At 57.9% G+C, this 25,583-nt stretch carries 30 protein-coding genes; 6 read left to right on the forward strand and 24 right to left on the reverse strand.

Annotated features, from left to right (window positions below):
• Together spoIIIAA and PKO02S_RS21590 are read right to left on the reverse strand one after the other, a co-directional pair.
• On the reverse strand, positions 1-899 hold an 899-nt coding region (gene spoIIIAA, locus PKO02S_RS21585), incomplete at its 3' end, for a stage III sporulation protein AA (protein WP_174819940.1).
• 84 nt (positions 900-983) lie between these two features.
• A complete protein-coding gene (locus tag PKO02S_RS21590) occupies positions 984-1,250 on the reverse strand; it encodes a YqhV family protein (RefSeq protein ID WP_127586042.1) in 267 nt (88 codons plus the stop codon).
• 214 nt (positions 1,251-1,464) lie between these two features.
• Between PKO02S_RS21590 and comA the strand changes: the two genes are divergently transcribed.
• Genes comA through PKO02S_RS21605 form a run of 3 tightly spaced genes read left to right on the forward strand, consistent with a single transcriptional unit; the run spans position 1,465 to position 3,567 of the window.
• Positions 1,465-2,283, forward strand: a complete 819-nt coding sequence (gene comA, locus PKO02S_RS21595; protein ID WP_127586044.1) for a phosphosulfolactate synthase — start codon at positions 1,465-1,467, stop codon at positions 2,281-2,283.
• Positions 2,284-2,315: 32 nt separating this feature from the next.
• Positions 2,316-3,068 (forward strand): 2-phosphosulfolactate phosphatase, encoded by a 753-nt coding sequence (locus PKO02S_RS21600; protein WP_127586046.1) that lies wholly within the window; start codon positions 2,316-2,318, stop codon positions 3,066-3,068.
• Positions 3,069-3,105: 37 nt separating this feature from the next.
• Complete coding sequence (locus PKO02S_RS21605; protein ID WP_127586048.1) at positions 3,106-3,567, forward strand: DUF441 domain-containing protein; 462 nt, start codon at positions 3,106-3,108, stop codon at positions 3,565-3,567.
• 134 nt (positions 3,568-3,701) lie between these two features.
• On the opposite strand, the gene PKO02S_RS21610 is transcribed toward PKO02S_RS21605, so the two are convergent.
• The 5 genes from PKO02S_RS21610 to PKO02S_RS21630 all read right to left on the reverse strand — a co-directional run bounded on the left by PKO02S_RS21610 (position 3,702) and on the right by PKO02S_RS21630 (position 8,071).
• Complete coding sequence (locus PKO02S_RS21610; RefSeq protein WP_127586050.1) at positions 3,702-4,958, reverse strand: aspartate kinase; 1,257 nt, start codon at positions 4,956-4,958, stop codon at positions 3,702-3,704.
• Between the two features lie 184 nt (positions 4,959-5,142).
• Positions 5,143-5,700, reverse strand: coding sequence for an elongation factor P (efp, locus tag PKO02S_RS21615; protein WP_127586052.1), 558 nt, complete (start codon positions 5,698-5,700; stop codon positions 5,143-5,145).
• A gap of 58 nt (positions 5,701-5,758) precedes the next feature.
• On the reverse strand, positions 5,759-6,832 hold the full coding sequence (locus PKO02S_RS21620; RefSeq protein WP_127586055.1) for a M24 family metallopeptidase: 1,074 nt from the start codon (positions 6,830-6,832) through the stop codon (positions 5,759-5,761).
• Positions 6,832-7,281 carry a type II 3-dehydroquinate dehydratase gene (gene aroQ / locus PKO02S_RS21625; RefSeq protein WP_127586057.1) on the reverse strand — a complete coding sequence of 150 codons (450 nt, stop codon included), beginning with the start codon at positions 7,279-7,281 and terminating at the stop codon, positions 6,832-6,834. The genes PKO02S_RS21620 and aroQ overlap by 1 nt, the downstream gene beginning before the upstream one ends.
• A gap of 124 nt (positions 7,282-7,405) precedes the next feature.
• On the reverse strand, positions 7,406-8,071 hold the full coding sequence (locus tag PKO02S_RS21630) for a YqhR family membrane protein (protein WP_246067181.1): 666 nt from the start codon (positions 8,069-8,071) through the stop codon (positions 7,406-7,408).
• 214 nt (positions 8,072-8,285) lie between these two features.
• Here PKO02S_RS21630 and PKO02S_RS21635 point away from each other — a divergent pair, with 214 nt between their 5' ends.
• Positions 8,286-9,242 carry a DUF1385 domain-containing protein gene (locus PKO02S_RS21635; RefSeq protein WP_246067187.1) on the forward strand — a complete coding sequence of 319 codons (957 nt, stop codon included), beginning with the start codon at positions 8,286-8,288 and terminating at the stop codon, positions 9,240-9,242.
• 28 nt (positions 9,243-9,270) lie between these two features.
• The gene (locus PKO02S_RS21640) at positions 9,271-9,576 is read left to right on the forward strand and encodes a hypothetical protein (protein ID WP_127586061.1); all 306 of its coding nucleotides are present in this window, start codon (positions 9,271-9,273) and stop codon (positions 9,574-9,576) included.
• A gap of 57 nt (positions 9,577-9,633) precedes the next feature.
• Here the strand turns inward: PKO02S_RS21640 and PKO02S_RS21645 are convergent, their stop codons facing one another.
• The 7 genes from PKO02S_RS21645 to metG form a co-directional block, all read right to left on the reverse strand.
• Positions 9,634-10,599, reverse strand: coding sequence for a patatin-like phospholipase family protein (locus tag PKO02S_RS21645; RefSeq protein ID WP_127586063.1), 966 nt, complete (start codon positions 10,597-10,599; stop codon positions 9,634-9,636).
• Positions 10,600-10,717: 118 nt separating this feature from the next.
• Positions 10,718-11,125 carry a transcriptional regulator MntR gene (gene mntR / locus PKO02S_RS21650; protein ID WP_218033948.1) on the reverse strand — a complete coding sequence of 136 codons (408 nt, stop codon included), beginning with the start codon at positions 11,123-11,125 and terminating at the stop codon, positions 10,718-10,720.
• 183 nt (positions 11,126-11,308) lie between these two features.
• Positions 11,309-12,022: a cytochrome c biogenesis CcdA family protein gene (locus tag PKO02S_RS21655; protein ID WP_127586065.1), complete on the reverse strand. Its 714-nt coding sequence runs from the start codon at positions 12,020-12,022 to the stop codon at positions 11,309-11,311.
• Between the two features lie 52 nt (positions 12,023-12,074).
• Complete coding sequence (locus tag PKO02S_RS21660) at positions 12,075-12,878, reverse strand: metal ABC transporter permease (protein WP_127586067.1); 804 nt, start codon at positions 12,876-12,878, stop codon at positions 12,075-12,077.
• Between the two features lie 21 nt (positions 12,879-12,899).
• Positions 12,900-13,721, reverse strand: a complete 822-nt coding sequence (locus PKO02S_RS21665; protein ID WP_246067183.1) for a metal ABC transporter ATP-binding protein — start codon at positions 13,719-13,721, stop codon at positions 12,900-12,902.
• Positions 13,722-13,793: 72 nt separating this feature from the next.
• Positions 13,794-14,753 (reverse strand): metal ABC transporter substrate-binding protein, encoded by a 960-nt coding sequence (locus PKO02S_RS21670; protein ID WP_218033947.1) that lies wholly within the window; start codon positions 14,751-14,753, stop codon positions 13,794-13,796.
• 674 nt (positions 14,754-15,427) lie between these two features.
• Entirely contained in the window at positions 15,428-17,467 is a 2,040-nt protein-coding gene (metG, locus tag PKO02S_RS21675; protein ID WP_127586069.1) for a methionine--tRNA ligase, read from the reverse strand.
• Between the two features lie 529 nt (positions 17,468-17,996).
• On the opposite strand from metG, the gene PKO02S_RS21680 reads away from it, so the two are divergent.
• Positions 17,997-18,383 (forward strand): hypothetical protein, encoded by a 387-nt coding sequence (locus tag PKO02S_RS21680; RefSeq protein WP_127586071.1) that lies wholly within the window; start codon positions 17,997-17,999, stop codon positions 18,381-18,383.
• A 44-nt stretch (positions 18,384-18,427) separates the two neighbouring features.
• Here the strand turns inward: PKO02S_RS21680 and yidD are convergent, their stop codons facing one another.
• From yidD to PKO02S_RS21730, 10 genes are all read right to left on the reverse strand, one after another.
• Positions 18,428-18,670 (reverse strand): membrane protein insertion efficiency factor YidD, encoded by a 243-nt coding sequence (gene yidD / locus PKO02S_RS21685; RefSeq protein ID WP_246067185.1) that lies wholly within the window; start codon positions 18,668-18,670, stop codon positions 18,428-18,430.
• Complete coding sequence (locus PKO02S_RS21690; protein ID WP_174819941.1) at positions 18,660-19,124, reverse strand: Fur family transcriptional regulator; 465 nt, start codon at positions 19,122-19,124, stop codon at positions 18,660-18,662. Before PKO02S_RS21690 ends, yidD begins: the two co-directional genes overlap by 11 nt.
• A gap of 98 nt (positions 19,125-19,222) precedes the next feature.
• Complete coding sequence (locus PKO02S_RS21695; RefSeq protein WP_127586075.1) at positions 19,223-20,026, reverse strand: pyruvate, water dikinase regulatory protein; 804 nt, start codon at positions 20,024-20,026, stop codon at positions 19,223-19,225.
• Positions 20,027-20,045: 19 nt separating this feature from the next.
• Positions 20,046-20,687, reverse strand: a complete 642-nt coding sequence (gene ccpN / locus PKO02S_RS21700; RefSeq protein ID WP_507763317.1) for a transcriptional regulator CcpN — start codon at positions 20,685-20,687, stop codon at positions 20,046-20,048.
• Between the two features lie 110 nt (positions 20,688-20,797).
• Positions 20,798-23,524, reverse strand: a complete 2,727-nt coding sequence (ppdK, locus tag PKO02S_RS21705) for a pyruvate, phosphate dikinase (protein WP_127586079.1) — start codon at positions 23,522-23,524, stop codon at positions 20,798-20,800.
• 212 nt (positions 23,525-23,736) lie between these two features.
• Complete coding sequence (locus PKO02S_RS21710) at positions 23,737-24,171, reverse strand: spore germination protein GerPE (protein WP_127586081.1); 435 nt, start codon at positions 24,169-24,171, stop codon at positions 23,737-23,739.
• Complete coding sequence (locus PKO02S_RS21715; protein WP_127586083.1) at positions 24,168-24,347, reverse strand: spore germination protein GerPD; 180 nt, start codon at positions 24,345-24,347, stop codon at positions 24,168-24,170. Before PKO02S_RS21715 ends, PKO02S_RS21710 begins: the two co-directional genes overlap by 4 nt.
• Entirely contained in the window at positions 24,344-24,964 is a 621-nt protein-coding gene (gene gerPC / locus PKO02S_RS21720; protein ID WP_127586085.1) for a spore germination protein GerPC, read from the reverse strand. Before gerPC ends, PKO02S_RS21715 begins: the two co-directional genes overlap by 4 nt.
• 71 nt (positions 24,965-25,035) lie before the next feature.
• Positions 25,036-25,248 carry a spore germination protein GerPB gene (locus PKO02S_RS21725; protein WP_127586087.1) on the reverse strand — a complete coding sequence of 71 codons (213 nt, stop codon included), beginning with the start codon at positions 25,246-25,248 and terminating at the stop codon, positions 25,036-25,038.
• Positions 25,248-25,481 carry a spore germination protein gene (locus tag PKO02S_RS21730; protein WP_127586089.1) on the reverse strand — a complete coding sequence of 78 codons (234 nt, stop codon included), beginning with the start codon at positions 25,479-25,481 and terminating at the stop codon, positions 25,248-25,250. Before PKO02S_RS21730 ends, PKO02S_RS21725 begins: the two co-directional genes overlap by 1 nt.
• Between the last annotated feature and the right edge of the window lie 102 nt (positions 25,482-25,583).

Raw genomic sequence — 25,583 nt, forward strand, 5'->3', positions numbered from 1 at the left:
CGGCGCAGCGCGACGATGCGCGCGAACAGCCCGGCGGCGAGCAGCCGCTCCAGCGCCGGGCGCCGGGCCGCGTCGTCGGCGTGCAGCGCGTGCGCCGTCGCCGCGACGACGATGCCGGCGTGCAGCGCCTCCTCGACGGCGACGGCGTCCTCCGCGCGGCCGATCTCATCGACGATGAGCACGTCGGGCGACATCGAGCGGATAAGCATCATCATCCCCTCCGCCTTCGGACACCGGTCGAGCACGTCGGTGCGCGGCCCGACGTCGAACGTCGGCACGCCTTTCACACACGCCGCGATCTCCGAGCGCTCGTCGACGATGCCGATCTTGAGCCCGGCCTGTACAACCGGCGGGGGCAGCGCGCCCCCGCGGCTGAGCAGGCGGGCGAGATCGCGGATCATCGTCGTCTTCCCTTGCTGCGGCGGCGAGACGAACAGCGTGTGATGGGGGCGTCCGGCCGCCGAGTCCCAGAGCGCGGGCAGGAGCGGCTGCGCCACGCCGGGCCGCTCGCGGGCGATCCGGATGTTGAAGCCGGCGATGTCGCGGAGCAGCTTCACTTGCCCATGCTCCAGCACGGCTCGTCCGACCAGACCGACGCGATGGCCGCCGGTCACGGTGATGTACCCGCGCTTCAGCTCTTCCTCGAAGCTGTAAACCGAATGACTTGTCAGCAAATCCAATAGCTGCAGGCAATCGTCCCGCGAAGGCCTGTACCCCTCCCGTTCCGCAGCGGTCAACTCTCCGCGGACGGTGATGAATCGGGAGTCGCCCGACCCCGAGAGCTCGAGCGGGCGGCCTTCGCGGATGCGGAGCTCTTCCGCCCGGTTCTTCGGCTCGTCCGCCACGCATTCTATGATTCTTCGAAGCGTCGGCGGAAGAAATGGTAGAATCGCATTCATCAGACGGGCCTCCAAGTTTGTCCGCATTTACAACATGTGTATGCTTGACCCGCGAGCAAATATGCTTCTTCTTTTGAAGAAACGCTATTTTTTCAAGATGCCGATAAAGATGCAAGTCACCCCTAGAGCGATCCACAACAGCTTGCCGAACGACAGCTTGTCGGCCATTCCTAGCAATCCGATCGTCGTCGTCGAAATCAGAATGAGAGGCCCGACTACCGCCAGACTGGAATTGACGAGCAACGCCTTGTCGATCTGATTCAGCCTCAGCATGATCAAAGCGGCTACGATTTCGATACTGCCCGACAGTACCCGGAGCAACGCCATACTCAGTACGATTTTGTTGAACATGGCCGCGAACCCTTCCTTCCCGCCGAATGGCTTGCAGCGCCGCCCCACGGCCCCGCAACGAACGCGATTCCCGTTGAGACAGCCTGTCTCGTTTAAACTGTATGCGGGGTTGTCTCTTTTTAGGCATGTGGGCACACCGCCAAAACGAAACGCATATATTGCTTCCATACGTCATTCAGAATGATTCTCTACAGCGAGGAGACTTGTATATCCAATGGACGTGACATCACGACTGGAATGGCCAGCCATTCTACAAGACCCTACCGGGCAGCGACAGAGAAAGCCCCGCACCTCCGGCAAAACGATGGTCATCGACAAGGGACTGGGGTTGAACGCTTTCGAAGATTTGCTGCTCACGGCCGCTCCTTATATCGATATGCTCAAGCTCGGCTTCGGTACAAGTCCGCTCTACCCGATGCCGCTACTGCAACAAAAACTACGAATGGCGGCGATCGCCGGCGTCGAGATGATGCCGGGAGGGACGTTCCTGGAAGTGGCGGTCGTCCAAAACGAGGTCGAAGACTGCTTGCGAATGATTCGTCAGTTGGGCTTTAATGCGATTGAAGTATCGGATGGTACGATCGACATGGAGCGGCCGCTCCGCAACGAGCTGATCACGCGGGGCAGAGAGGCGGGACTTACGGTTTATACGGAGTACGGCAAAAAATATTGGGGCTCCCGCATCGAGCTGGATCAGTTGATCGAGACGGTGATCGAGGATGTGGAGCGAGGCGCTTCGCTCGTGACGATCGAAGCGCGCGAATCGGGAGAAGGCGTAGGCATCTTCGACGAACACGGGGCTTGTCGGGACGATATGCTGCAGAGCATGATTCAGCTATTCCCTGACCCTAGCCGAATTTTGTGGGAAACGCCTCAGAAGTCCCAGCAAGTGCATCTGCTGAAAAAGCTTGGGCCGTCCGTCAATTTGGGCAATATCGCTCCAACTGACGTCTTCTCGCTGGAGTCGCTGCGCCGGGGCTTGCGCTCGGATACGCTTAGCTGGAGCGGCACCCCGGTCAGCTCTCAGCCTTAACTAAGCAGCAAGGAACAGAAGGAGGGCTTCCGATGCAGATTCATGTCATCCCCAGCGTCATCGAGGCTCGCAGCGACGACTTCGTATACAAAACCGTCATCGTCATCGACGTGCTGCGCGCTACGAGTACGATTGTCACCGCGCTTGCTCACGGAGCCTCCGGCATCGTTCCGGTCGAGACGGTTCAGCAGGCGAAGCAGCAGCAGGAGCCGGACGATTGGCTGGGCGGCGAACGGTTCTGCAAGAAAATTGCCGGCTTCCATCTCGGCAACTCTCCGCTGGAGTTTCAAGGTCCGGATGTAGCGGGGCGCCGCATCATTCTGACCACCACGAACGGAACGCGGGCGATTCAGAAATCGCTTCGCGCCGAATCGGTGCTGGCCGGCAGTTTGCTGAATGTGGAAGCGGCGGCTCGAAGAGCGGCGGAGCTGCGGCGGGAAATCGCCATCGTCTGCTCCGGCACGCAAGACGAGTTTTGCCTGGAGGACGGCCTGTGCGCAGGCGCGCTCGTGGAGGAGCTGGTGCGTAAGACAGGGGCGGAGCAGTTGGAAGTGAATGATTTCGGACTGGCTATGCGGCAGGCTTATTTGTCGTGCCATGACGACTTGCCTACCGCTCTGCTCGCTTCCGCCAGCGGCCGCAAGCTGTGCAAGCTGGGCAATCGCGATGACGTGCTCTATTGCGCGCAGCTGAACCGGCACCCGATTGTCCCGCAGCTTCATGGTACGGTTATGACCGCGACGACCGGTTCTCACGGGAGTTCTATTTCCGTCTTGTCCTCATAGACTTAGAAGGAATCCAGAGGACAGGGGACCACCTTAAATGAACGGCGATCTGATTCTGCTTGCCCTGATTGCGATCGGGCTGATCGGGCGCTCCCCGATCATTACGACAGCGGCATGCGTGCTGCTCGCCATCAAATTGATTCACTTGGATCGCTTCTTCCCGGCTATCGAGCGGCGCGGCCTGGAGCTTGGCCTCCTGTTCCTGACGATGGGCGTGCTTGTCCCTTTCGCCAACGGACGGATTACCTTTAAGGATGTTATGAACGTGTTCACTTCCTGGCCCGGCATCATTGCCTTGACCGGAGGCGCAATCGCCACCTACATGAACGGCAAGGGACTCGACCTGCTCAAGGTGGATCCGCAGCTGATCGTCGGGCTTGTGATCGGATCGATCTTCGGCATTATCTTCCTGCGAGGCATCCCGGTCGGTCCGCTTATGGCGGCCGGCATTACCGCGCTGCTGCTCAAGATCGTGACGTTTATATTCGGGAAAGTGTAAGGAAGGACCATCAGGGCGAGCGTATATTGCCTTTTCATCGGAACAATTACCGGTACATTAAAAAAAGACCTTGGCCGGCTCCCTCATAGGGAACATCCAAGGTCTTACTTCGTTCCAGCACTCACTCGCGCAGCTTACCGGCGCTCCGAAGGACCGCCCACGAACGCCTGCTCCGTCGTGTCGAGGCCGAAAGCCGTGTGCAGCGCACGCACCACGTCCGCCAGCTTCTCGCTCTCGATGATGCAGGAGACGCGGATCTCCGACGTGCTCACCGTGTTGATGCTGACGCCCAGCTCGGAGATGGCCGCGAACATCGTCGCAGCGACTCCCGGGTTGCTGACCATGCCGGCGCCGACGATCGACACCTTCACCAGACCGGACTGGGACTGAATGTCATTAAAGCCGACCTCCGGCTGAATGCGGCGCAAGATGACGAGCGCTTTCTCCAGATCCGAGGATGCGAGCGTGAACGAAGTGTCGGCTTCCCCGCCGCGAACGCCGCCTTGTACGATGATGTCGACGTCGACCTTCTCCGCCGCCAGCGCGCCGAATACTTTGGCCAATTGGCCCGGCTTCTCCGGCACTCCTAGAATGCTAACCCGCGATACGTTCTTATCGGAGGCGATGCCGCGTACGACAATGCCTTGCTCCATGACCGCTTCCTCCTTCACATGTGTTCCTTCGTTATAGGTAAAGCTGGACCGGACGACCAGCTGCACTTGGTTATGCTTCGCATACTCAACCGCACGTGGATGCAGCACCGCCGCCCCCAAATTCGCCAGCTCAAGCATTTCGTCATAAGAAACTTCCTTCAGCTTGCGCGCTACCTTCACGATCCGCGGATCGGTCGAATACACTCCGTCCACGTCGGTGTAGATCTCGCACAGATCGGCCTTGATCGCCGCAGCCAATGCAACCGCCGTCGTATCGGAGCCGCCGCGGCCGAGCGTCGTAATTTCGCCGTCGTCGGTCATCCCCTGGAAGCCGGCCACGATGACGATCTTGTCTTGGTCGAGCGCATCCAGCACCCGCTTCGGCTGAATATCGGTAATCCGGGCTTTGCCGTGAACGGCTTCCGTCCGCATGCCGGCTTGCCAGCCTGTGAACGAGACCGCATCCCCGCCAATGCTCTGTATGGCCATCGACAGCAGGGCGATCGAAATTTGCTCCCCGGTCGTAAGCAGCATATCCATCTCGCGCGTCGACGGTGTGCCGACAACGATTTGTTTGGACAGATCGATCAGATCGTCCGTCGTATCGCCCATCGCCGAGACGACGACGACACAGCGGTTCCCCTCTTGCTTGCGCTCCAACACCCGCTTCGCTACGCGCTTCATCCGCTCCGCATCCCCGACGGAGCTTCCCCCGAACTTCATTACTATCAGAGACAACCTTGCTCACTCCCTACACTCGCATTTGCTGACCTGCTTGGATTTACTAATAAAGTATTATAGCACACAGCAGCAGCAGAGTAACAGCGTGAAAATTACTCCATCCGCCTGCGGTGGAGCGCAATAACCCAACAAACAAAAAGCCCCTCCTGCGCAAGCAGAAGAAGGCTCCTAACCCGTGCGATCAAGCGCGGGAAATGTACTTGCCGTCCGAGGTGCTGATCAGAAGCACGTCGTTCTCGTTGATGAACAGAGGTACTTGCACGTTGTGGCCGGTTTCGAGCTTGGCGTTCTTCGAGGCGCCCGTCGCCGTGTTGCCCTTGATGCCCGGCTCGGTCTCAACAACCTTCAGCTCGACGCTGTTCGGCATATTGATGCCGAGAATTTCGCCGTGGTAGCTGACGATGTTCACGACCATGTTCTCCTTCAGGAACTTCAGCTCCCACTCCAGCTGTTTCTCCGACAGCGAGAATTGATCGTAAGTTTCGTTATCCATGAACGTGTGCTCGTCGTTGCTGGCGTACAAGTATTGGACCGCACGGTTCTCTACGTGAGCCCGGCCCACGTCTTCGCCTGCGCGGAACGTGCGCTCGACGGTGTTGCCGTTGCGCAGGTTCTTCAGCTTGGAGCGGACGAACGCCGCACCCTTGCCGGGTTTGACATGCTGGAAGTCCATTACAGTGAAAATGTCGTGGTCAACTTCAATGGTAAGACCTGTCCGAAAATCGTTTACTGAAATCACGCGAGTTTCCTCCTAAAAATGTACGTGTTCCCGCATCGCATGGCGGGCATAAGTGTCCCTAATCGATGATAATAAAGTCTTTTGTCGCCTGTGTCAATCGGCGCATCCCGGAATCGGTCATGACGATGTCGTCCTCGATGCGCACTCCGCCGAAATCCGGCAAGTAAATGCCCGGCTCCACCGTCACCGTCATGCCTGGCTTCAACACGGTCTCTCCCGTCAAAGACAACCGGGGCGCTTCATGGATCTCCATCCCGAGTCCGTGTCCCGTACCGTGACCGAAGTAATCGCCATAGCCATACTTCTTGATCACATCGCGGGCAATCGCATCAGCTTGTTTGCCGGTCATGCCCGGACGGATGCGATCCAGCGTCAGCTGCTGCGCCTCCAGGACGATGTCGTATATTTCGCGATGCTTCTCCGACGCTTGCCCGAGCACGACCGTTCTCGTAATGTCCGAGCAATAGCCCTTGTAGTAGGCGCCGAAATCCATCTTCACAAACTCGCCGGTCTTCATGATCCGCTCGCTCGCCTTGCCATGCGGCAGCGCCGAACGTTCGCCGGAGGCGATGATCGTCTCGAACGAAGTCGAAGTCGCCCCATGCCGGCGCATGAAAAATTCAAGCTCCAGCGCGGCGTCGTTCTCGCTAAGTCCCGGCTTCAGCACGGTCAGCATATGCTGGAACGTGCGATCCGCGAGCTCCGCCGCTTCCTGCATGACAGCCAGCTCGGCGTCGTCCTTCACCATGCGCAGCTCCTCGATCCAGCCGTCGGTCGGCACAAGCTTGATCGAGCCGAGGCTTGCCGAGTAAGCCGCGTATGTGCCGTACGAAACGTCCTGCTGCTCGAAGCCGAGCTCGCCGATCTTCCATTCGGCCAGCAGCTCCGCCGCCGTCTCGATCAGCTTGGGCTTATGCTCCACAAGCCGGAAGTGAGGCGCTTGCTGCGGGGCCTGCGTCCGGTACCGGAAGTCCGTTAGCAGCACGGCCTGGTCAGGTGTTATGAGCAAAGCGCCGGACGAGCCGGTGAAGCCGGATAAGTATCTGCGATTGTAGCTGTTCGTTACAAGCATCGCCTCTAGCTTGCGTTCCCCCAGAAGCTGTCTGAATGTGGCCAACCGCGCTTGTACCATCAGGATTCACCCTTTTCCTCTAAGTGACGAAGCAATGCCAGCAAGCCGAGCTCATAGCTGTGCGACCCGAAGCCGGCAATTTGCCCGACCGAGACCGCTGCCGTCACGGATACGTGACGGAACGCCTCGCGCTTATGAATATTGGACAAATGCACCTCGACGGTCGGCAATTGCACGGAGCTGAGCGCATCCCGGATCGCATAGCTGTAATGAGTAAAAGCACCCGGATTGATCAAGATGCCGTCCTTCGCGCCATAAGCGGCATGGATGCGATCGATAAGCGCTCCTTCGTGATTCGACTGATAAAATTCCAAGTTCACATGCAGCTGCTCAGCCAGACGCCGCAAGCTGCTCTCGATGCCGGCAAGCGAAACCGTTCCGTAAACGCCCGGTTCGCGGATGCCCAGCATGTTCAAATTCGGCCCGTTCAGCACGAGTATTTGTTTCATCGCACGCAACATCCCCGTATTCAAAAATTGCGCGGGTCGATCGCCATCAAGGGGAACCGCCCGCTACCGTAGCCATTTTACCATAAGTTTCCCGGGGAAGAGAACTTTTTCTTTCGACACCGCTTCAGGCAAAGGAGACGGTCGGCTCCCGCTTCTGCTCGTCGTTGAACGTAAACTCGATCGTATAGCCGATAAACAGCCCCCACAATAGATAAAGGCATCCGTCGGCAATAAGCGAATTCCAATCGATCGTACCAAGCGGCTTCATCATGCCGAGCGGCGGTCCGATGACCAAATGCAGCAGCACAAACCAGATAAGCCCGTACAGCATCCCCATCCAGGGTCCTTTTATTTTGCGCAGGAACAAAGAATAGAGCACAGCCGCCACAATGGAAAACACGATAAAGGCCGCCCAGCCGGTCATATAACCCCAGGCGGTGCGGTTGAAGTCGGGTGTGGACCAAGGCTTGATCAGAAAGGTAGGATGTACTTTTGTAAAACGGAAGTAGTACTCTACAATCCGCAATCCGCCCCAGATCAGCCCGGCGAAAAAGCCGATCTGCAGCGCATACAGCGCCGGCTTCGTTTTCGATTTCTCGTGTTTGCCCTTCGCGTTCGATCGATCTTGCTGCTCGTTGCCCTCTTCCTCCGGCTTCTCCCGCGATGCCCCGGCTTCGCCCCGGTCCGCTGTCCGCATCGCCTCCACCGAGTTTTCGTCGGCTTGCCGTCCGTCCCCCGTGTGAGCTTCGCTGCCGTCAGGATGAGTCTGTTCCACGTCTTGATTCGCCATGTCGCTTTCTTCCTCTCTGGACATCATTGCGATTAGTATGCGCGATTGTCCCGCCGAGTAAACCGGTAGCATTTCGAGCCGGAATTCGATAGAATAGAGAGGAATGCATAGCAGCTCCATTCCTATGAAACCTAACTTAGAAGGGGGTGACCTCGTGTCGAAGTCGCAATCGCAGCCGCCGGCCGGGGCGGCCATCTACGGCGGACAAGCCGTCATGGAAGGCGTCATGTTCGCCGGCCGTACCGTACACGTAACCGCTGTGCGGAGAAAAAATCAACAGCTCGAATTTTTCGAGGTGCCCAAGAAAGAGATCGGTTGGGTTCAAGCTCTGAAGAAAATCCCGCTTCTCCGCGGACTGGTCGCCATCATCGAATCCAGCGCCAAAGGCGCGCAGCATCTGAACTTCTCCGCTGAGGTTTACGCCGAGGAAGAGCTGGACGAGGACGGCGAGGATAAAGCCAAGCAGGACGACCAAAACGGCAAAAAGTCGAAGGGCTTCGGCAATTTGTCGCTGATCCTGGGGGTTGCCGTTGTCGGGGTGCTCTCCTTTATTTTCGGCAAATTCATCTTCACGCTCGTACCGGCGGCTCTTGAAGAATTGCTGTTCGGTTCCCTGTTCGAGAATCAAATCGGGCATAACCTTGTGGAAGGCGCGATCAAGATCGTGCTGCTCCTCGGCTACATTTACTTCATCTCGCTGACGCCGGTCATCCGCAGGCTGTTCCAATATCACGGCGCGGAGCATAAAGTAATTAGCGCCTATGAAGCCGGCAAGCCGTTAACCGTGGAAAACGTGCAGAGCTTCAACACGCTCCACTACCGCTGCGGCAGCAGCTTCATCGTTTTTACTGTGCTGGTCGGTGTAATCGTATATTCCTTCGTCGAATATGATACTATATGGGAACGCTTGCTGCAGCGCATCATCCTGCTGCCGCTCGTCATCGGCCTCTCGTATGAGGTGCTGCGGTTCACGAACTCCCTGCGGGAGGTGCCGGTGCTCCGTTTCCTCGGATATCCCGGGCTATGGCTGCAGAAGCTGACGACCAAAGAACCGACCGACGATCAAGTCGAGGTATCGATTGCTTCCTTCAATCGGATGCTGGAGATCGACAACCAGCAGTTGAACGACGACAAGTCCGCCAAGCTCCAAACGGCAGCCGGCAACGCATAAGAGACATTCGCGCAAGGAGGGTATGAGTATGGGACGGCGTACGCATTGGTCGATTTACGCAATCGGGGTATTGCTGTTTATCGGAATTACGAGCAGCTTTGTGCACAACCCGACGCAGCTCATCATTCCCATCGTGATCTTCGGAGCTGTTTTCCTGCTATGGAAGTTTCCCCCGAGCCGATGGCGCAAGCTGAGACAGCCGCGTTCATACACGAACTCCGCCTCGTCTCGCGGCAGATCGGCCCGCGACAAACGCAAGCCGATGCCGTTCAAGGTGATCCAGGGCAACAAGAAAGACGACAAAGACAACGATCCGCCTTATCCGTACCACTAATCATGAAGAAGCCGCCCGATTCGGCATTCGACGAACGGCGGCTTTTTTGTGTTCGATTCATTTTCGCACATATTGCTTGAATTGATTCATGTAATGCGTATGCGACCAACGCTCGAAAAATCGTTTGCCCGCCATGTAGCCGGACTCGAACAGCTCCTCGCTCTTCTGCTTCGAAATATCGAAGTCCGTCGTCTTGACGCCCAGCGTCGGGATTTTAATCGTCCGGAAACGGTTTTTCTCTTCAATGTACCGCTCGTCATGCGCCTCCAGCATCGTCTCGAACAGCGCCTGGAACATCGTGATCGGCCCGACGATCTTGTGGGCGTGCTCCTGATGCTTGTCGATCAGCCGGAAACCAAGCGTCGGCACTACATCCTGATCTCGTACGCCTACCGACTGGTTGTCGAATATCCAGAGCGGGAAATTGCTCAGCAGCCCTCCATCTACGACGTAGATGAATTGATCGGCGAAGCTTTCCCCTTGCTTGCGCAGCCGCGCAGCCTTGCGGATGATGACCGGCTCGAAGAAATAAGGGATGCTCGTGCTCATCCGGATCGCCCTGGCCACCAGCAGACGTTTCGGCTCGATGCCATAGTCCTCTATGTCGTCCGGCAGCACCAGCAGCCGCCCCATCGTAATATCGGAGGCCACGATTCGCAGCTTGTCTTTGGGCAAATCTCCGAACGTGCGAACCCCTTTCGCTTGCAGCCGATTGTATATCCATTTCTCCAGCTCGTCGCCGGAATAGAGCCCTTTTTTGATCAGCAGCTTAAGCGTCGGTCCGATGACTCGAATGTCCATCAGCCAAGAGCGCTTCAGAAATCTCCGGAATGGCGCTTGCATGATCAGCTCTTTCATCTCATCCGCCGTATAGCCCGCCGCCAGCAACGAAGCTACAATAGCGCCCGATGACGTCCCCGCCACTTGAGGGAAGTCGATTCCCCTTTCTTCCGCCGCCTTCAGAGCCCCTACCAGACCGATCGCCTTAACCCCCCCTCCTTCAAACACCCCATTCATTTTCATAGGCGTCCACCTTTTCAGCCAGAATGTGTTTACTTGTATGTATGCGGGCTGAGGTTGTACGTATGTGGAACGCAAAAAAACCGCCTATCCGGAGATAAGCGTTCTTCGCCAATCAAAGCTATTCGGATTCCAGTTCCTTGCGGATGTTCATCAGCTCGTTCACCCGGTCCGGATCCTTGTTCAAGTACTGCACCAGCGCTTCCAGACATGTGATGGAGTCCCAGCTGAGATGATGCTCGATTCCTTCTACGTCCTTATAAATGTTCTCCTCTTGAACCCCAATGACCCGGAGAAACGATTCTAGCAAATGGTGACGGTCTACGAGTCGTTTGCCCATCTTCTTCCCCTTGGAAGTCAGCACGAGTCCGCGATACCGTTCGTAAATCAAATAATGGTCCTTATCCAGCTTCTGGATCATTTTCGTAACGGATGAGGGATGAACTTCCAAGCCTTCGGCGATGTCGGACACTCTTGCATACCCTTTTTCGTCGATCAGCTTGTAAATCCTCTCCAGATAGTCTTCCATACTTGGAGTTGCCGCCAACTTGCTCCCCCCTTCGGTTCCCATATCCCACAGCGACCGGACGCAATCGTCTAATGTATGATACACTGTTTGACCCTGCAACGCAAGTAGGCGGGAAACCCGCTTTCGGCGGCCAGTTTCCCGGAGAGTCGGAGCTCGAGAAATACAAAATCGCCAAACGAACCGTTAAAATTTGAGCCAATTCGGCGTACGTTCCTGCAGCCAGATGGTGATCAAAATCATTTTGTCGAAATAGAGAAGGATGGCGATGCCGATCATCAAAGCGCCGCCGATTTTCATGATAAGCGAAGAATAGCGTAGAATCCACTTGGTCGAGCCGATGAAAAAGGCCAGGATGAAAAAGGGGATCGCGAAGCCGAGCGAATAGGCCGTGATCATTTTGAACCAGACGCCGGGCTCCGTCGCGGACAACATGAGGATCGCGGACAAAATCGGTCCGACGCAAGGCGACCAGCCGGCCGCGAAGCCCATGCCGATCAGCACCGAGCCCAAATAACCGGCGGGTCTGTATTTGAATTGGAACTTGCGGTCGCTCATCAGCCATTTCGGCTGGAATATCCCGAGGAGCATAAGCCCCATCACCAGGATGAAGATCGCCGCCAGTTGGCGCAGCAGGTCACGGTATGCGTCGAACCAATCCGCGAGCAGTCCCGCCCCGAAGCCAAGCGTATAGAACACGATGGAAAATCCGAGTATAAAAAACAGCGTATGCGAAACGGTCGCCCGCCGCACTTCTTTAACCGATCGGTCCTCGCGCAAGCGCTGTACGGAAATACCGGTAATATAGGATAAATAGGAAGGGTACAAGGGCAAACAGCAAGGCGAAATAAACGAGGCAAAGCCCGCCCAGAAGGCGATCCATACGTTTATTTGCTCCATTCCAGCCACCTCCGTGTCGTTGTGTGATTCGGCGTCCGGCGTCCGCTTGCTTTTAGACCCTCATCCCGCGTTTGAATGTGAGCGAGACGATCAGGAGCGCAATGAGCGTCAGCACGACGGTCGCTCCCGGCGCCCAGCTCCAGATGCCTGCAGCGACAAGTCCGCCTACAACCGCAACTTCCGAGTACAGGACGGCCATCCAGACGGAATGACGGAAGCTCCGGCCCACGACTAGACTGCATGCGACCGGGACGGTCAGCAAGGCGGAGACGAGCAGCGCGCCGACGATCTTGATCGCTACGCCGATAACAAGCGCGGTCAGCACGGTCGTGAGCAGATTGAGCGTACGGACCGGAAGTCCGCTGACGCCTGCAGCATCCTCGTCGAACACGAGCAGGAACATTTCCTTGAAGGTCAGGAGCAGCACGACAACGACGATCACTGTCACGGCGGCGACCAGCCACAGATCCGCCCAGCTTAGTGTGTAAATACTCCCGAACAAATAGCTGGTGACGTCCATGTTGAACCCTCTGCCGAGGGTGAACAGGAATGTCGCCAGCGCAACTCCGCCCGACATGATGATGGCGATGGACAGCTCGGCATAGGTCTTATAGGCTTTGCGCAGCTTTTCGATGGCGAATGAAGCGAGCACCGCGAACAGCAAGCCGATTCCGAGCGGGTATACCCCAAGCAGGAAGCCGAATGCCACCCCGGCAATCGACACATGCGCCAGCGTATCCCCTATCATAGACAGACGCCTTAAGACGAGGAAAACGCCCATTAGCGGCGCCATGAATCCAATCAGCACGCCCCCGATCAGCGCCCGCTGGAAAAAGTATTCCTGAAAAATATCCAACCGCTTCTCTCCTCCGCCGCTTTACTGAAACACCGACTCCCGCTCCCCGGTCTGCAGGCGCAAATCGCGCAGGGAGTGGGCGACGTTCGTCTCCCGGCAGTTCTCCAGCTCATGCGAGTGCTTGACGTAAAACTTCAGCTTGCCGCTCGTCTGCGCGGGCTCATGACCGAGGTAGGCATGCATCATCTCGATATCGTGCGATACCATCAGGAACGTGATATTGTGATGCTCGTGCATATGCCGGATCATGTGGAAAAAGCCGGCCTGCGTCTCGGCGTCGATGCCGACCGTAGGCTCGTCCAGAATAAGCAGGGCGGGGTTGTTGATCAGCGCGCGGGCGAGAAACACCCGCTGCTGCTGTCCGCCGGACAGCTCGCCGATGCGGCGCTCCGCAATATCCTCGATGCGCATGGCGTGCAAGGCATCCTCGGTTTTCTGCGCGTCCTGCTTCGTGATGCGCCGGAACAGCTTCTTCCGGCCGAAGAGGCCGGACTGCACCACCTCGCGCACCGTCGCCGGGAACAGCGGGTTGAACGAATTTTTCTGCGGCACGTAGCCGATCCGCTCCCAGTCCTTGAACTGCTGGATCGGCTGGCCGAACAGCCGGATCGTCCCTTGCTCCGGCTGCATAAGCGAGACGATCATGCGCAGCAGCGTAGTCTTGCCGGCTCCGTTCGAGCCTATTAGCCCGACGAAGTCCCGCTGGTACACGGTGAAGTTCAGCTTGTCGATCACCGTACGATCGTTGTAGCGGAACGAAACATCCTCGAGCGTAATGACGCTGTCGTGGCAATGCGCCTGCTCGCTCTCTATCATTTTAAATGTAGCGCTAGTAGTAGGCATATTGGATCCCGTTCTTTCTGCCTCGCCGCTCTCACTCTAGTACTCCGGGAGGACGGGCACAAGTATCATGTCTTATTGTAATGCTTTCAATAAATTTTGCAAATTGCGCTCCATAACGGAAATATAATTCTCGCCTGCTCTTATCTGCTCCTCCGTCAACCCTTCCAGCGGATTCAGCACAAGCGTCTCAATCTTGGCATCGCCGGCGAGCGTCTTCGCCAGCTTGTCGGAGACGAGCTCCTCGAAGAAGATGTATTTGACTTGATGCTCCTTGACGAACTTGTTGATCGCCATCATGTCCTTGGCGGTCGGCTCGGAATCCGGCGACAGACCCATGATCGGCATTTGCGTCAAGCCGTAGTCGCGGGCCAAATAGGAGAACGCCTGGTGCGAAACGACGATTTCTTTGCGCGGAGCTTTGGCGAGCGAGTCTTTGAACTTCGCGTCGAGTGCCTGGAGTTGGGCGGCCAGCCTGGCGTAATTCGCCTCGTAATCGGCTTTATGCGCTTGGTCCACTTGGATCAGCCCGTTCTTGATCGATTCCGCCATGCGGATCGCCGATTTCGGGCTAACCCACACATGCGGGTCGACGCCGGCTTCATGCTTGTGGTCATGGTCGTGGCCCTCCTCCTCGGATGCGTTCAGCAGCGGAATGCCTTGACTCGCCTCGATGACGATCGGCTTCGCGTTGTCCTTGCGGCTGTCGAGGAAGTCGTGCACCCAGCCTTCGAAGCCCGCGCCGTTATAGACGAATAGCTGCGCTTGCGTCATGTTCTTCAGGTCGCGGCTCTTCGGCGACCACTCATGCGGTTCGACGCCGGCCGGGACGAGGTTAATCACATTGACGTGCTCCCCTCCGATCTGGCGGGAGAAGTCGTACAGCGGGTAAAACGTTGTCACAACGTTCACCTTGGCGGGATCGAGCTTGACGTTGGACTGGCCGCAGCCTGTGAGTGCGAACACGGATACGGCGGAGAGCATAATCGTAATAATAACGGACAAGAGCCTTCGAGATGTAGTATAATTAGACATTGTCGATGAACCCTCCAACGAAATTTTGTAAATCGTAAGTATTTCTATTTACAATGCGAATTATACGTCCTGAGTGGTGGTGTTGTCAACGATTAATCGTTATGATTACGATTAATCGACGCCTGCTGTCCAGATGGTAACAAGGCGAGCAAGATGGTTACAGGGGAACGGAGGTCAGTGGGGCGAATAAACATAACAATCCCTCGAATTCCCGCATTTGGTGCGCTACGACCTTTTGTTGCTCTCCCAGTAGAGCTGGCTTGCGAAAAATGGTTCATATGGAGCGAAGTTTGGTTCAAAACGGTGTGACTACCGGCGATAGTGTTCAGCTGGAGCCTGGTATCAGATGTACAACAATTCTACATCTGAAGGTCCGAAACCCCGATTATCGGCTACAGATGTAGAGGATTTGTACAACTGCACCCAAAAGCAGGCTAATTTCGCAGCCAAAGTATATAAAAATGGACATCTGAACGGGAAAAATCAGGGTCAGCCGTACAAATTTTGTACATCTAAGCCGGGAAAAAGCCGAAATCGGCCCCCAGATGCACAAATCTCATACATCTGGGCAGGACGCACGCGAATGATAGCGTTGGACTCCCGGGCCAACGGCCTAAAAAAGCTGCCTGGCGCTGCGGACCGTGGTCCGTCAGCGAGCAGGCAGCTTTTGTTTGTTATTTCACGCGCGAGCCGACCGGGATATCCTCGGCGACGGTCGCGAGCGTCAGCTTGTCTCCTTCCGTGGCGGCGAGGATCATCCCTTGCGACAGCTCGCCCCGCAGCTTGACGGGCTTGAGGTTGACGACGCAGATGACTTTGCGTCCCACCAGCTGCTCCGGCGAGTAATACTTCGCGATGCCGGAGACGACCTGCCGCCGCTCGCTGCCAAGATCCAGCTGGAGCTTGAGCAGCTTGTCGGCGTTCGGCACTTGCTCCGCGGCGAGCACCTGCGCGACGCGCAGCTCGACCTTGAGGAAATCGTCGATGCCGATTTCCGGGAAGCTGTCGGCGCCAGGGGCCGGCGCCGCTGCAGGGGCCGCTGGCGCGGGTGCCTTCGCACCGCCAGCCGCGCCCGCCGCACCCTCGGCGGCGGCCGGTGCAGCCGCAGCGCCGCCGCCCATCGACTCGGCGATGAAAGCCGTCTCGACGGGAACGTCGAGCCGCGGGAACATCGCCTCGCCCTTGGCCACCCTCGTGCCCGCCGGGAGCTGGCCGAAGGCGACGACGCTGTCCCAGCCGGTCAAGCGGCGGTCCGTCGCGTCCAGCCCGAGCTGGGCGAAGATGTTGCCAGGCGTCCGCGTCAGGAACGGCTGGAGCAGCACCGCCGACACGCGCAGCGATTCGGCGAGGTGGTACAGCACGGAGCCGAGCGCCGGGCGAGTCGCCTCGTCCTTGACGAGCATCCACGGCTGCGTCTCGTCGATGTATTTGTTCGTCCGGCCGATCAGCGTCCAGACGGAAGCGAGCGCGAGCGAGAACTCCATCCGCTCCATCGCCTCTTCGTACTTGGCGAGCGTCGTGCGGTAAGTCTCGAGCAGCGGAGCGTCGAACGCCGTGGCGTCGGCGATGTAGGGCTGGATCACGCCGCCGAAGTATTTGTCGATCATGACGATTGTCCGGTTCAGCAGGTTGCCGAGGTCGTTCGCCAGATCGAAGTTGAGCCGCTCCACGAATCCTTCCGGGGTGAACGTCCCGTCCGCGCCGAACGGCACCTCCCGCAGCAAGTAATAACGAAGCGCATCCAGGCCGTAACGCTCGATCAGCACCACGGGATCGACCACGTTGCCTTTGGATTTCGACATTTTGCCGTCCTTCATCAGCAGCCAGCCATGCGCGAACACTTGCTTCGGCAGCGGCAGATCGAGCGCCATCAGCATAATCGGCCAATAGATCGTGTGGAAACGAACGATTTCTTTGCCGACCAGATGCACATCCGCCGGCCAATACGTCTGGAATTTCTCCGGATGGTCCGTGTCATATCCGAGAGCCGTAATGTAGTTGGACAAGGCGTCGATCCAGACATAGATCACATGCTTCGGGTTGCGAGGCACCTTGATGCCCCAGTCGAACGACATCCGCGAAACCGCCAAATCCTCCAGCCCCGGCTTGATGAAGTTGTTGACCATCTCGTTTTTGCGCGACTCCGGCTGAATGAACGTCGGGTTCTCCTCGTAATACGCGAGCAGCCGATCGGCGTATTTGCTCATTTTGAAAAAATAGCTTTCCTCCCGCACCTTCTCCACCTGGCGGCCGCAATCGGGACAATTGCCGTTGTCGAGCTGACGCTCCAGGAAGAACGACTCGCAGGGCGTGCAGTACCAGCCCTCGTACGTATCGAGGTAAATGTCGCCTTGCTGCAGCAGCCGGTCGAAAATACGCTGAACAACTGCCTTGTGGCGCTCCTCCGTCGTCCGGATGAAGTCGTCGTACGAGATGTCCAGCTTGTTCCACAGCTCTTTGATGCCCCCCACGATGTTGTCCACGAACTGCTGCGGCGTGACGCCTTTCTCGGCGGCTTTGCGCTCGATCTTCTGCCCGTGCTCGTCGGTTCCGGTCAAGTACATGACGTCGTAGCCGCGCAGCCGCTTGTAGCGGGCCATCGCGTCGCCGGCAACCGTCGTATAGGCATGGCCGATGTGCAGCTTGTCGCTCGGGTAATAAATCGGAGTCGTAATGTAGTAAGACTTGCGCTTGGATGTCGATGTGTCGGACATAATCGTTCCTCCTTCGGAATATGGCGGCTTGCATACGGATTTTGAACAACAAAAAAAGCCCTCTCCCCTATGGGACGAGAGCTTCTGCTCACGCGGTACCACCCAAATTCCCCCGCCTCTTGCGAGCGCGGAGCTTCGTCAGTCTGCTGCCAGACTGTGCCAGTAACGCCGGCTGCCGCGTCGCGCCCTAACGCCGAACAGCCTGTTACGGCTGTCGTGCTCGAGCGCAATTCCTCCCGGACCATGTTCCAAAGGGCGCCTATGCCGGGTTTCAGCGGATCCGGCTCTCTGGGATAGGCTAGCTCTGTACTCTTCCGTTCATGGGAAAGCATATGGGGGATCGGTTGTCAATTCAGTTATTGCAAATATACCGAAAGAACATAGCCTCTGTCAAGCTGCCGCTGCATGCAGGTATAAAGAACCCCCCACTTGCGACCCAGCAAGTTAGTCCTCCCGTCTCAAGGAATAATCGCGCGTCCTATAGAAATCTAAATCGAAATCCATTTTGTAGCAAAGGAGCACCTATTTCATGAGAAAAATGAGCAAATTGTGGGTGGCGACCGTACTGGCACTCGTCCTGTTCCTGGTGCCTGTGACGCTGGCTTCGGCGGCTGGCGCAGCTACTGCACCGGGTCAGGATTGCGGCTGCGGCAGTCCGGTGGAAAACGTAATCGGGCTCGAGAAGCTGAAGCTGCTGGTGGAAATTACGACGAGCAAACCGTTCCTGCTCAAAATCGTAGACCTGCACAAAGCCGGGTACAAATGGAACAAAAGCCTGCAAAACGCCGAAGTGCAGCGCAACAAAACGACCGGCGACATCCTGTATGTGTTCCCGCTGACCGATCCGAAAGGGAAAGACGTCTACTTGCTGTCCGCCTACGGCCAGTTCCAGCTCGTCTACTTGCCGGGCAACTGATTACAGAATGAAAGGGAGACCCTTGGTCGGGGTCTCCCTTTTTTTCATTCCGCCACGTTCTCCCTCTCCCGCTTCGGAGGCACGGGATCGAGTCCGCCCGGATGGAACGGATGGCATTTGCATAGCCGAATCACCGTCAAGCAAGAGCCCTTAAGCGGACCGTGTACTTCCAACGCCTCCAGCGCATAAGCCGAGCAGGTCGGATAAAACCGGCAGGTCGGCGGCTTGAGCGGCGATATGAATTTGCGGTAAAATCGAACCGGTCCTTGCAGCGTCTTAGTCAGCATGGCGGTTCGATGCCGATGCATTCGCGTCCCGGCACGATGAACAATAGCCGTATAGCTCGAACTTGTGGCGCACAACCTCGAAATCGTCAGGCACGCCTTCGATCCGGTTCATCGGGCAATAGACGATCGGGACCGTCTTCTCGCAATTCAGGCAAAACAAATGATGATGGTGATGATGCTCGTCGCAATGCGCCTTGAACTTCACCCCGTCCTCGAACACGAACTGCTCCACGATGCCCATATCGTTCATCACCCGCAAATTGCGGTAAACGGTATCGAAGCTCAGCCCCGCATACAGCTTGCCCATATATTCATAGACGTCTTTCGGCGTCACATAGCCTTCCGTCTCCGCGAACAGCTTGGCGAGCGTCTTCCGCTGATCGGTAATCCGCAGCCCCCGCTCCGACATCAATCGCAATATTTGCTCCGCAGTCAAATTGAAACGTCCCTCCATTCATCCGCTGTCCCCTTAATCATGCACGAAAAGAAGAGACACTGTCAATGAATGAGGGACGTTTGCGGTCCGACTAGGCTTACACTTGCTTTTAATAATTAGGCCATATACCCCATTATGATACCTGCGGTTTCTTCAATCGCTTTGTCCGTCACGTTGATGACCGGGCAGCCGAGCTGCTTCATCAGGCCGTGCGCATACTCCAGCTCCTCGATGATGCGCTGCAGCGTGGCGTATTTCGCTCCGTAAGGAAGGCCGACCGCCTTCAGCCGCTCCGTACGAATCTTGAGCAGCTGCTCGGCGTCCATCGTTAGCCCTATGATACGCTGCGGGGGCAGCTTGAACAGCTCCTTCGGCGCCTTCACCTCCGGCACGAGCGGGAAATTGCCGACCTTGATCCCTTTATGGGCGAGAAAAATGCTGAGCGGCGTCTTGGATGTCCGAGACACGCCCAATAGAACGAGCTGCGCCTGCAGCAGGGCATGGGTGTCGCGACCGTCGTCGCACTTGACCGCGTATTCGATCGCTTCCACGCGTCGAAAATAATCGTCGTCCATCTCGTGCAGAAGGCCCGGCTTGCTCTTCGGCGAGTCGTTGAACGTGTCGATGAACGCTTGCATCACCGGTCCCATGATGTCCACGGCTCTCACGCTCAGCCGGATCGACTCCTCGCGCATCATCTCCCGCAGCTCCGGCTGCACGAGGGTGTAGGCGACGAAGCCGCCGTCCCTCGCCGCTTCTTCCATGAGCTGGCGAATCTCGTCTTCGAGCTTGATTTGCGAGAAGCGCTTGATCTTCACCTGATGGGCGTCGAACTGGCGCATCGTCGCCCGGACGACGGCTTCCGCGGTTTCCCCTACCGCGTCCGAGCAGATGTAAATGGTATGAGGCGTCTGTGTCACAAAGCTCCTCCTTGGCTTCCTATAGCGAATCCGGATCGGCGACCAGCTCGACGAGTAGCCGGGTCATCGTCGTCTTCGTAATGCGGCCGACGACCTCCCGGCGGCTTGAGCCGTCCGGCGAAGCGACGACGGGCAGGCTGTCGACTTGATGGTGGATCATTTTGCGCGCCGCGTCCAGGACGGATTCGTCCGGAGACACGGTCACGAGGTTCGGCTGCCGGGTCATCACGAGGCTAACCGGCATCTGGGCGGCATTGGCGTTGCCAAGCGTCACCTTGAGCAAATCTTTGCGGGACACCATTCCCCGCAGCGTCCCTTCGGCATCCGTAATCATGATCGTTCCTACGTTCTCCATGAACAGCGCGACGACCGCATCGTTCACCGTCGCCGTCTCCAGCAGAATGACCGGTACCGATTGTACGTCTCTCACCTTCATTCCCTGCAGCTTGCGAGAGCCCTGATAGTCCGAAGCGGCGGCTTTGCCCAGGAAGTAGCCTACCTTCGGCTTGGCGTCCAAATGCCCCAGCATGACGAGCAGGGCCAGGTCGGACCGAATCGTCGGACGGCTCAGATGCAGCTGCTCCGCGATTTGCTCGCCGGTAATCGGGGCGTGCTGTTTGACCAGCCGGATCATCTCCAGCTGGCGTGCCGATAATTCGATGACGGTTCCCTCCTTGTCGAATAGCGTCTATTAGCTACTATGTTAGCGTGAATTGCGCAGAAATGCCAGACGACTCACTACATTTGCCGTCTGGCAGGCGGACAGCCGCTTTATTGGGCCGCTTGCATCTGCAGGGAAGCTGCCGCCTCGGTCGACGCCTTAGGCGCAGCCGACTGCTGCAGCCTCGCCTGTGCGGCGGCGATCCGGGCGAGCGGCACGCGGAACGGCGAGCAGCTGACATAGTCGAGCCCGATGCCGTGGCAGTAGGCGATCGACTGCGGATCGCCGCCATGCTCGCCGCATACGCCGGCCTTCAATCCCGGCCGGGTGCGGCGGCCGCGTTCTACGGCCAGCTCGATCAGTTGCCCGACGCCTTCCGTGTCGAGCACCTGAAACGGGTTCGCCGGGAGCAGCTCCCGGTCGACATAAGCGGACAGGAATTTCCCTTCCGCATCGTCGCGGCTGTAGCCGTACGTCATCTGCGTCAAGTCGTTCGTGCCGAAGGAGAAGAAATCGGCGCATTCCGCGATGCGGCCTGCCGTTAGAGCGGCTCGAGGCACCTCGATCATCGTCCCGACCTTGTAGGCGACGCGGTGAAGGTCCTCTTGCAGCACATGGTGTGCCGTCCGCTCCACCATGTCCCGGAGCAGACTCAGCTCGTTGACATGGCCGACGAGCGGGATCATCACTTCCGGCACCACTTGCACGCCGTCGCGCATACAATCCCGGATCGCCAGGAAGACGGCTTCCGCCTGCATCTCGTAGATCTCAGGGTACAGAATGCCGAGCCTGCAGCCGCGCTGGCCGAGCATCGGGTTGACCTCGTGCAGCGACTTCACCTTGCGCATCAGCCGCTCTAATTGCTGAAGCTCGCTAGACGCTGGTGAACCGGCAGTATCAATTGCTCCGGCGGCTTGCAAGTCGTCCCACTTCGCCCGCAGCTCCTCCATATTCGGGAGAAACTCGTGAAGCGGCGGGTCGAGCAGCCGAATCGCCACCGGCAAGCCGTCCATGGCGCGGAACAGTCCGTCGAAGTCGGCCCGCTGCATCGGCAGCAGTTGGCCGAGCGCCTCCATCCGGCCTTCCTTCGACTCGGCGAGAATCATCGCCTGCACGATCGGCAGCCGCTCCGGCGACAAGAACATGTGCTCCGTCCGGCATAAGCCGATGCCCTGCGCTCCGAACTCGCGGGCTTTGCGCGCATCCTCCGGATTGTCCGCATTCGCCATCACCTTCATCGTGCGGAATTCATCCGCCCAGACCAGCAGCTGCTGCAGCTCGGCGGTCATCTCCGCCGCCTTCAGCTGCACCGACCCGCGGATGACGCGGCCTGTCGCGCCGTCGATCGACACGAAGTCCCCTTCGCGAACGACTTGGCCGCCGACCGACAGCGTACCGGCTTCCACGTCGATCGCGAGCGCCTCGCAGCCGCAGACGCACGGCTTGCCCATGCCGCGGGCTACGACCGCCGCGTGGCTCGTCATGCCGCCGCGGCTCGTGAGCACCCCCTGCGCGGCCAGTACGCCGTGGATATCCTCGGGCGTCGTCTCCGCGCGCACGAGGATGACGCGTTTGCCGGAGGCGGCGAGGCGCTCGGCCGTGTCGGCGTCGAACACCGCCTGACCGGTAGCGGCGCCCGGCGACGCGGGGAGCCCGACGGCCAGCACGTCCAGCTCGGCATCCGACGCGATCGTCGGATGGAGCAGCTGGTCGAGATGGCCGGGCTCCGCGCGGAGCACCGCCTCCTCCGGCGTCAACACCCCAACGGCCACGAGGTCGACGCCGATCTTCATCGACGCCTGCGCGGAGCGCTTGCCGTTCCGGGTCTGCAGGATGTACAGCGTTCCCGTCTCGACGGTGAACTCGATGTCCTGCATGTCCCGGTAGTGGCGCTCGAGCTTCTCGGCGGTAGCGAGCAGCTGTCCGTGGACGGCGGGCATCTCTGCCGCCAGCTCGGCGATCGGCCGCGGCGTGCGCGAGCCGGCGACGACATCCTCGCCCTGCGCGTTCGTCAGAAACTCCCCGAACAGCACCTTCTCGCCCGTCGACGGATCGCGGGTGAACACAACGCCCGTCCCGCAATCTTCCCCCCGGTTGCCGAACACCATCGACTGGATGTTGACCGCCGTTCCCTGGGAGTCCGGAATATGATGTACTTTACGGTACACGCGAGCTCGCGGATTGTCCCAGGAACGGAACACCGCTTCCACCGCCAGTGTGAGCTGCTCCCTCACATCCTGAGGAAACTCCCTTCTCGCATGCCGACGAATAAGAGCGGAATACCGCTCCAATAGCTGCTTCCATCCGGCGGCATCCACATCGCGGTCTTGCTCCACGCCCCGTTCCCGCTTCAGCTCGTGCAGCTGACGCTCGAACAGCATTCCTTCTATGCCGAACACGACATTGCCGAACATTTGCACAAGTCGCCGGTAACAGTCATAAGCAAACGTCTCGTTTTGCGTAAGCTCAGCCAGTGCCTCCACTGTCCGATCGTTCAACCCGACGTTCAGAATCGTATCCATCATACCCGGCATAGAGTGTACCGATCCCGAACGCACCGAGACGAGCAGCGGGGTCGGAGCGACGCCAAATTGTTTGCCTTGTTTGCTCTCCAGCTCGGTCAGCTTGGCGAACACTTCTTCCATGAGGCCATCCGGCAGCTTTCGATCCGTCCGGTAGTAGTCCCGGCAAGCATCCGTCGTAATCGTAAAACCCGGAGGGACCGGCAAGCCGGCTCGTGTCATCTCCGCCAAATTGGCCCCTTTACCGCCAAGCAGCTCCCTCTCCCCTGCATGTCCTTCTTCGAACGCTTTTACCCACTGGCTTTGCCTCTGCATCGTAATGGCCTCCCTATCATATCTCCCAATCCATATCCTGCCTTTGCTTATATAATACATACCATATGTTAAAATAGTGTGCAATATATAATTCGATTTTCTTTTATTTATTGCGTCATATTAAGGCCGGCATCGGTGTCTTTCTGATATGGCAAAAAAGACCGCCACATGGACGGTCCTTCACCTGCTACACTATCGCCGGTTGCCCCGCACTACTCCTCCAAATCATCCGGTAGCCCAACCGGGCGCTCCCCCGACTGCAGCTGCCGAATGTGCAGCAGCCGCGCCTCTGCATCGACCACGCATGCATGCCCCAGCTTCACAACCGAGGAAGACGCCGCCGCCGTCACCTGCAAATTCGCCACCTGAATGACGGGATTCTCGTTCACCACATTCAGCCTCACGTTCGACAACGGCAACGGCTCGGGAATCGGCACCCAGAACAAAGGGAAATCGCCGAAATGGCCCTCGTTTCCCAAAAAGAACGAAATCTCCCGCTGTACGGCAAGCGCCCGGCTATAGGGACGCAGCGTCCTCACGTCGCCGATCTGCACGATCGAGGCGTTCGTTACCGAGAGCATGCGCAGCTCCCCTACCGCCACCGTTCGGCGCGGACGCCATGCCCATGGGCAGCTCGGCGCGATCATCGTTCCGGCGCCAGCGGCACGAATGGCCCGATTATCAGCGACTCCGGCGGCGTATCGAACACCGAAGTCAAAGTAATGACCTCGGTATCCCCCACCATCAGTACGGAGGAGCTCGAAACACCCGTCACCTGGATCCGGCCGATGGTAATGCCTTTATTCACTACGGTCATGTTCATCCTGTCTCGTCCTCCTGCGGGGGAAGCGATCGCAAAAACTGCTCGATGCCTTGCCGAATGTCAGCCTTGACTCGCTCGGTAATGGCTTCGATATGATCGGACCGGTGCTCCGCGCGATCTTCCACGCCGTATTCTTGTATGTAATGGGCGATGCGGGCGTTGATCTGCTTGCTTACATCGGTCACGATATGATCGCGGTATTCATTCGGCAGCGCCAGCCCGAATTGGCTTTCCATCCCCTTGATTTCATAAGGCGCTTCGTTTTGCAAAAATTGATTCACGTTGCTCTGGACGGCGGCATAGGATTCCGGAGCGCCGGTTTGGATCGGAATCGGCCCCACCTCGACATCGTTGTCGCCGATGGCGAACTGCTCGATGGACTTGGCGTTGTCCGGCGTAATGCCGATATTCAGCGTTCCGTCCAGCTTCTCCACCTTCAGTTGATCGAAATTGTATTCGATTTTCTCCACATTGACCGGCTTCTGCTTGCGGATTGCGTCCAGCTCCGCCAAAACATCCTCCAATTGGTTCTCGATCTTGATCAGCTTCTCGGATTGCCAGAGCAATTGGGTGTACAACTGCCGGAAAATCGTATTCCAATCGTAGCCGTTGTTCATGGCGAGCTCCCCTTCATCCGACGTCCTACAGTTATCCTATGTCGGACAGCCAGGAAGCGATGACTGCGATGTTAGGTCGGGTTAGGCAGCGGGACGAACGGAGTGCCGGGCCCGCTGCCTTGCTGCGCAGTCTCCGGCGCCGGACCCGTGAACTGACCGGTATTGTATAGATTGGACCGCGACTTGATGATCCCCGCACAGCCAATTTGCAAGATTGAGGAGTTCGTAATGCCCCCGACCTTCAGTTGCTGAATCATTATGGTTTGATTTACGATGAGATTCATTAGGCCTCCACCGTCTTCGGACTGGAATCGACCACGTCCTGATCATTGACTTTCGAAATACTGGCCGCATTATTCGTCAGCGCCGGGCCGAATGTATCGCCGGTATTGAACGAACCCGCTCCGGCATACGTCTTGGAGGAGCTCACGGGGGAGATATTGATGGCATCGCCGAATTGTACGACCGAGCTGGGACCGACGCTGAGAATTTTGACATTTCCGACGATAGACGGCATGCGAACACCTCTCCCTGGAAGTCGACATGTAATACAGTATGAGGAAATTCGCCCAGTGGTGCTAATTGAATGGAGAAGCGCACTCCATTTCCGACATTGACA

The organism is Paenibacillus koleovorans NBRC 103111 (assembly GCF_004000845.1).
GTDB lineage: Bacteria > Bacillota > Bacilli > Paenibacillales > NBRC-103111 > Paenibacillus_AA > Paenibacillus_AA koleovorans.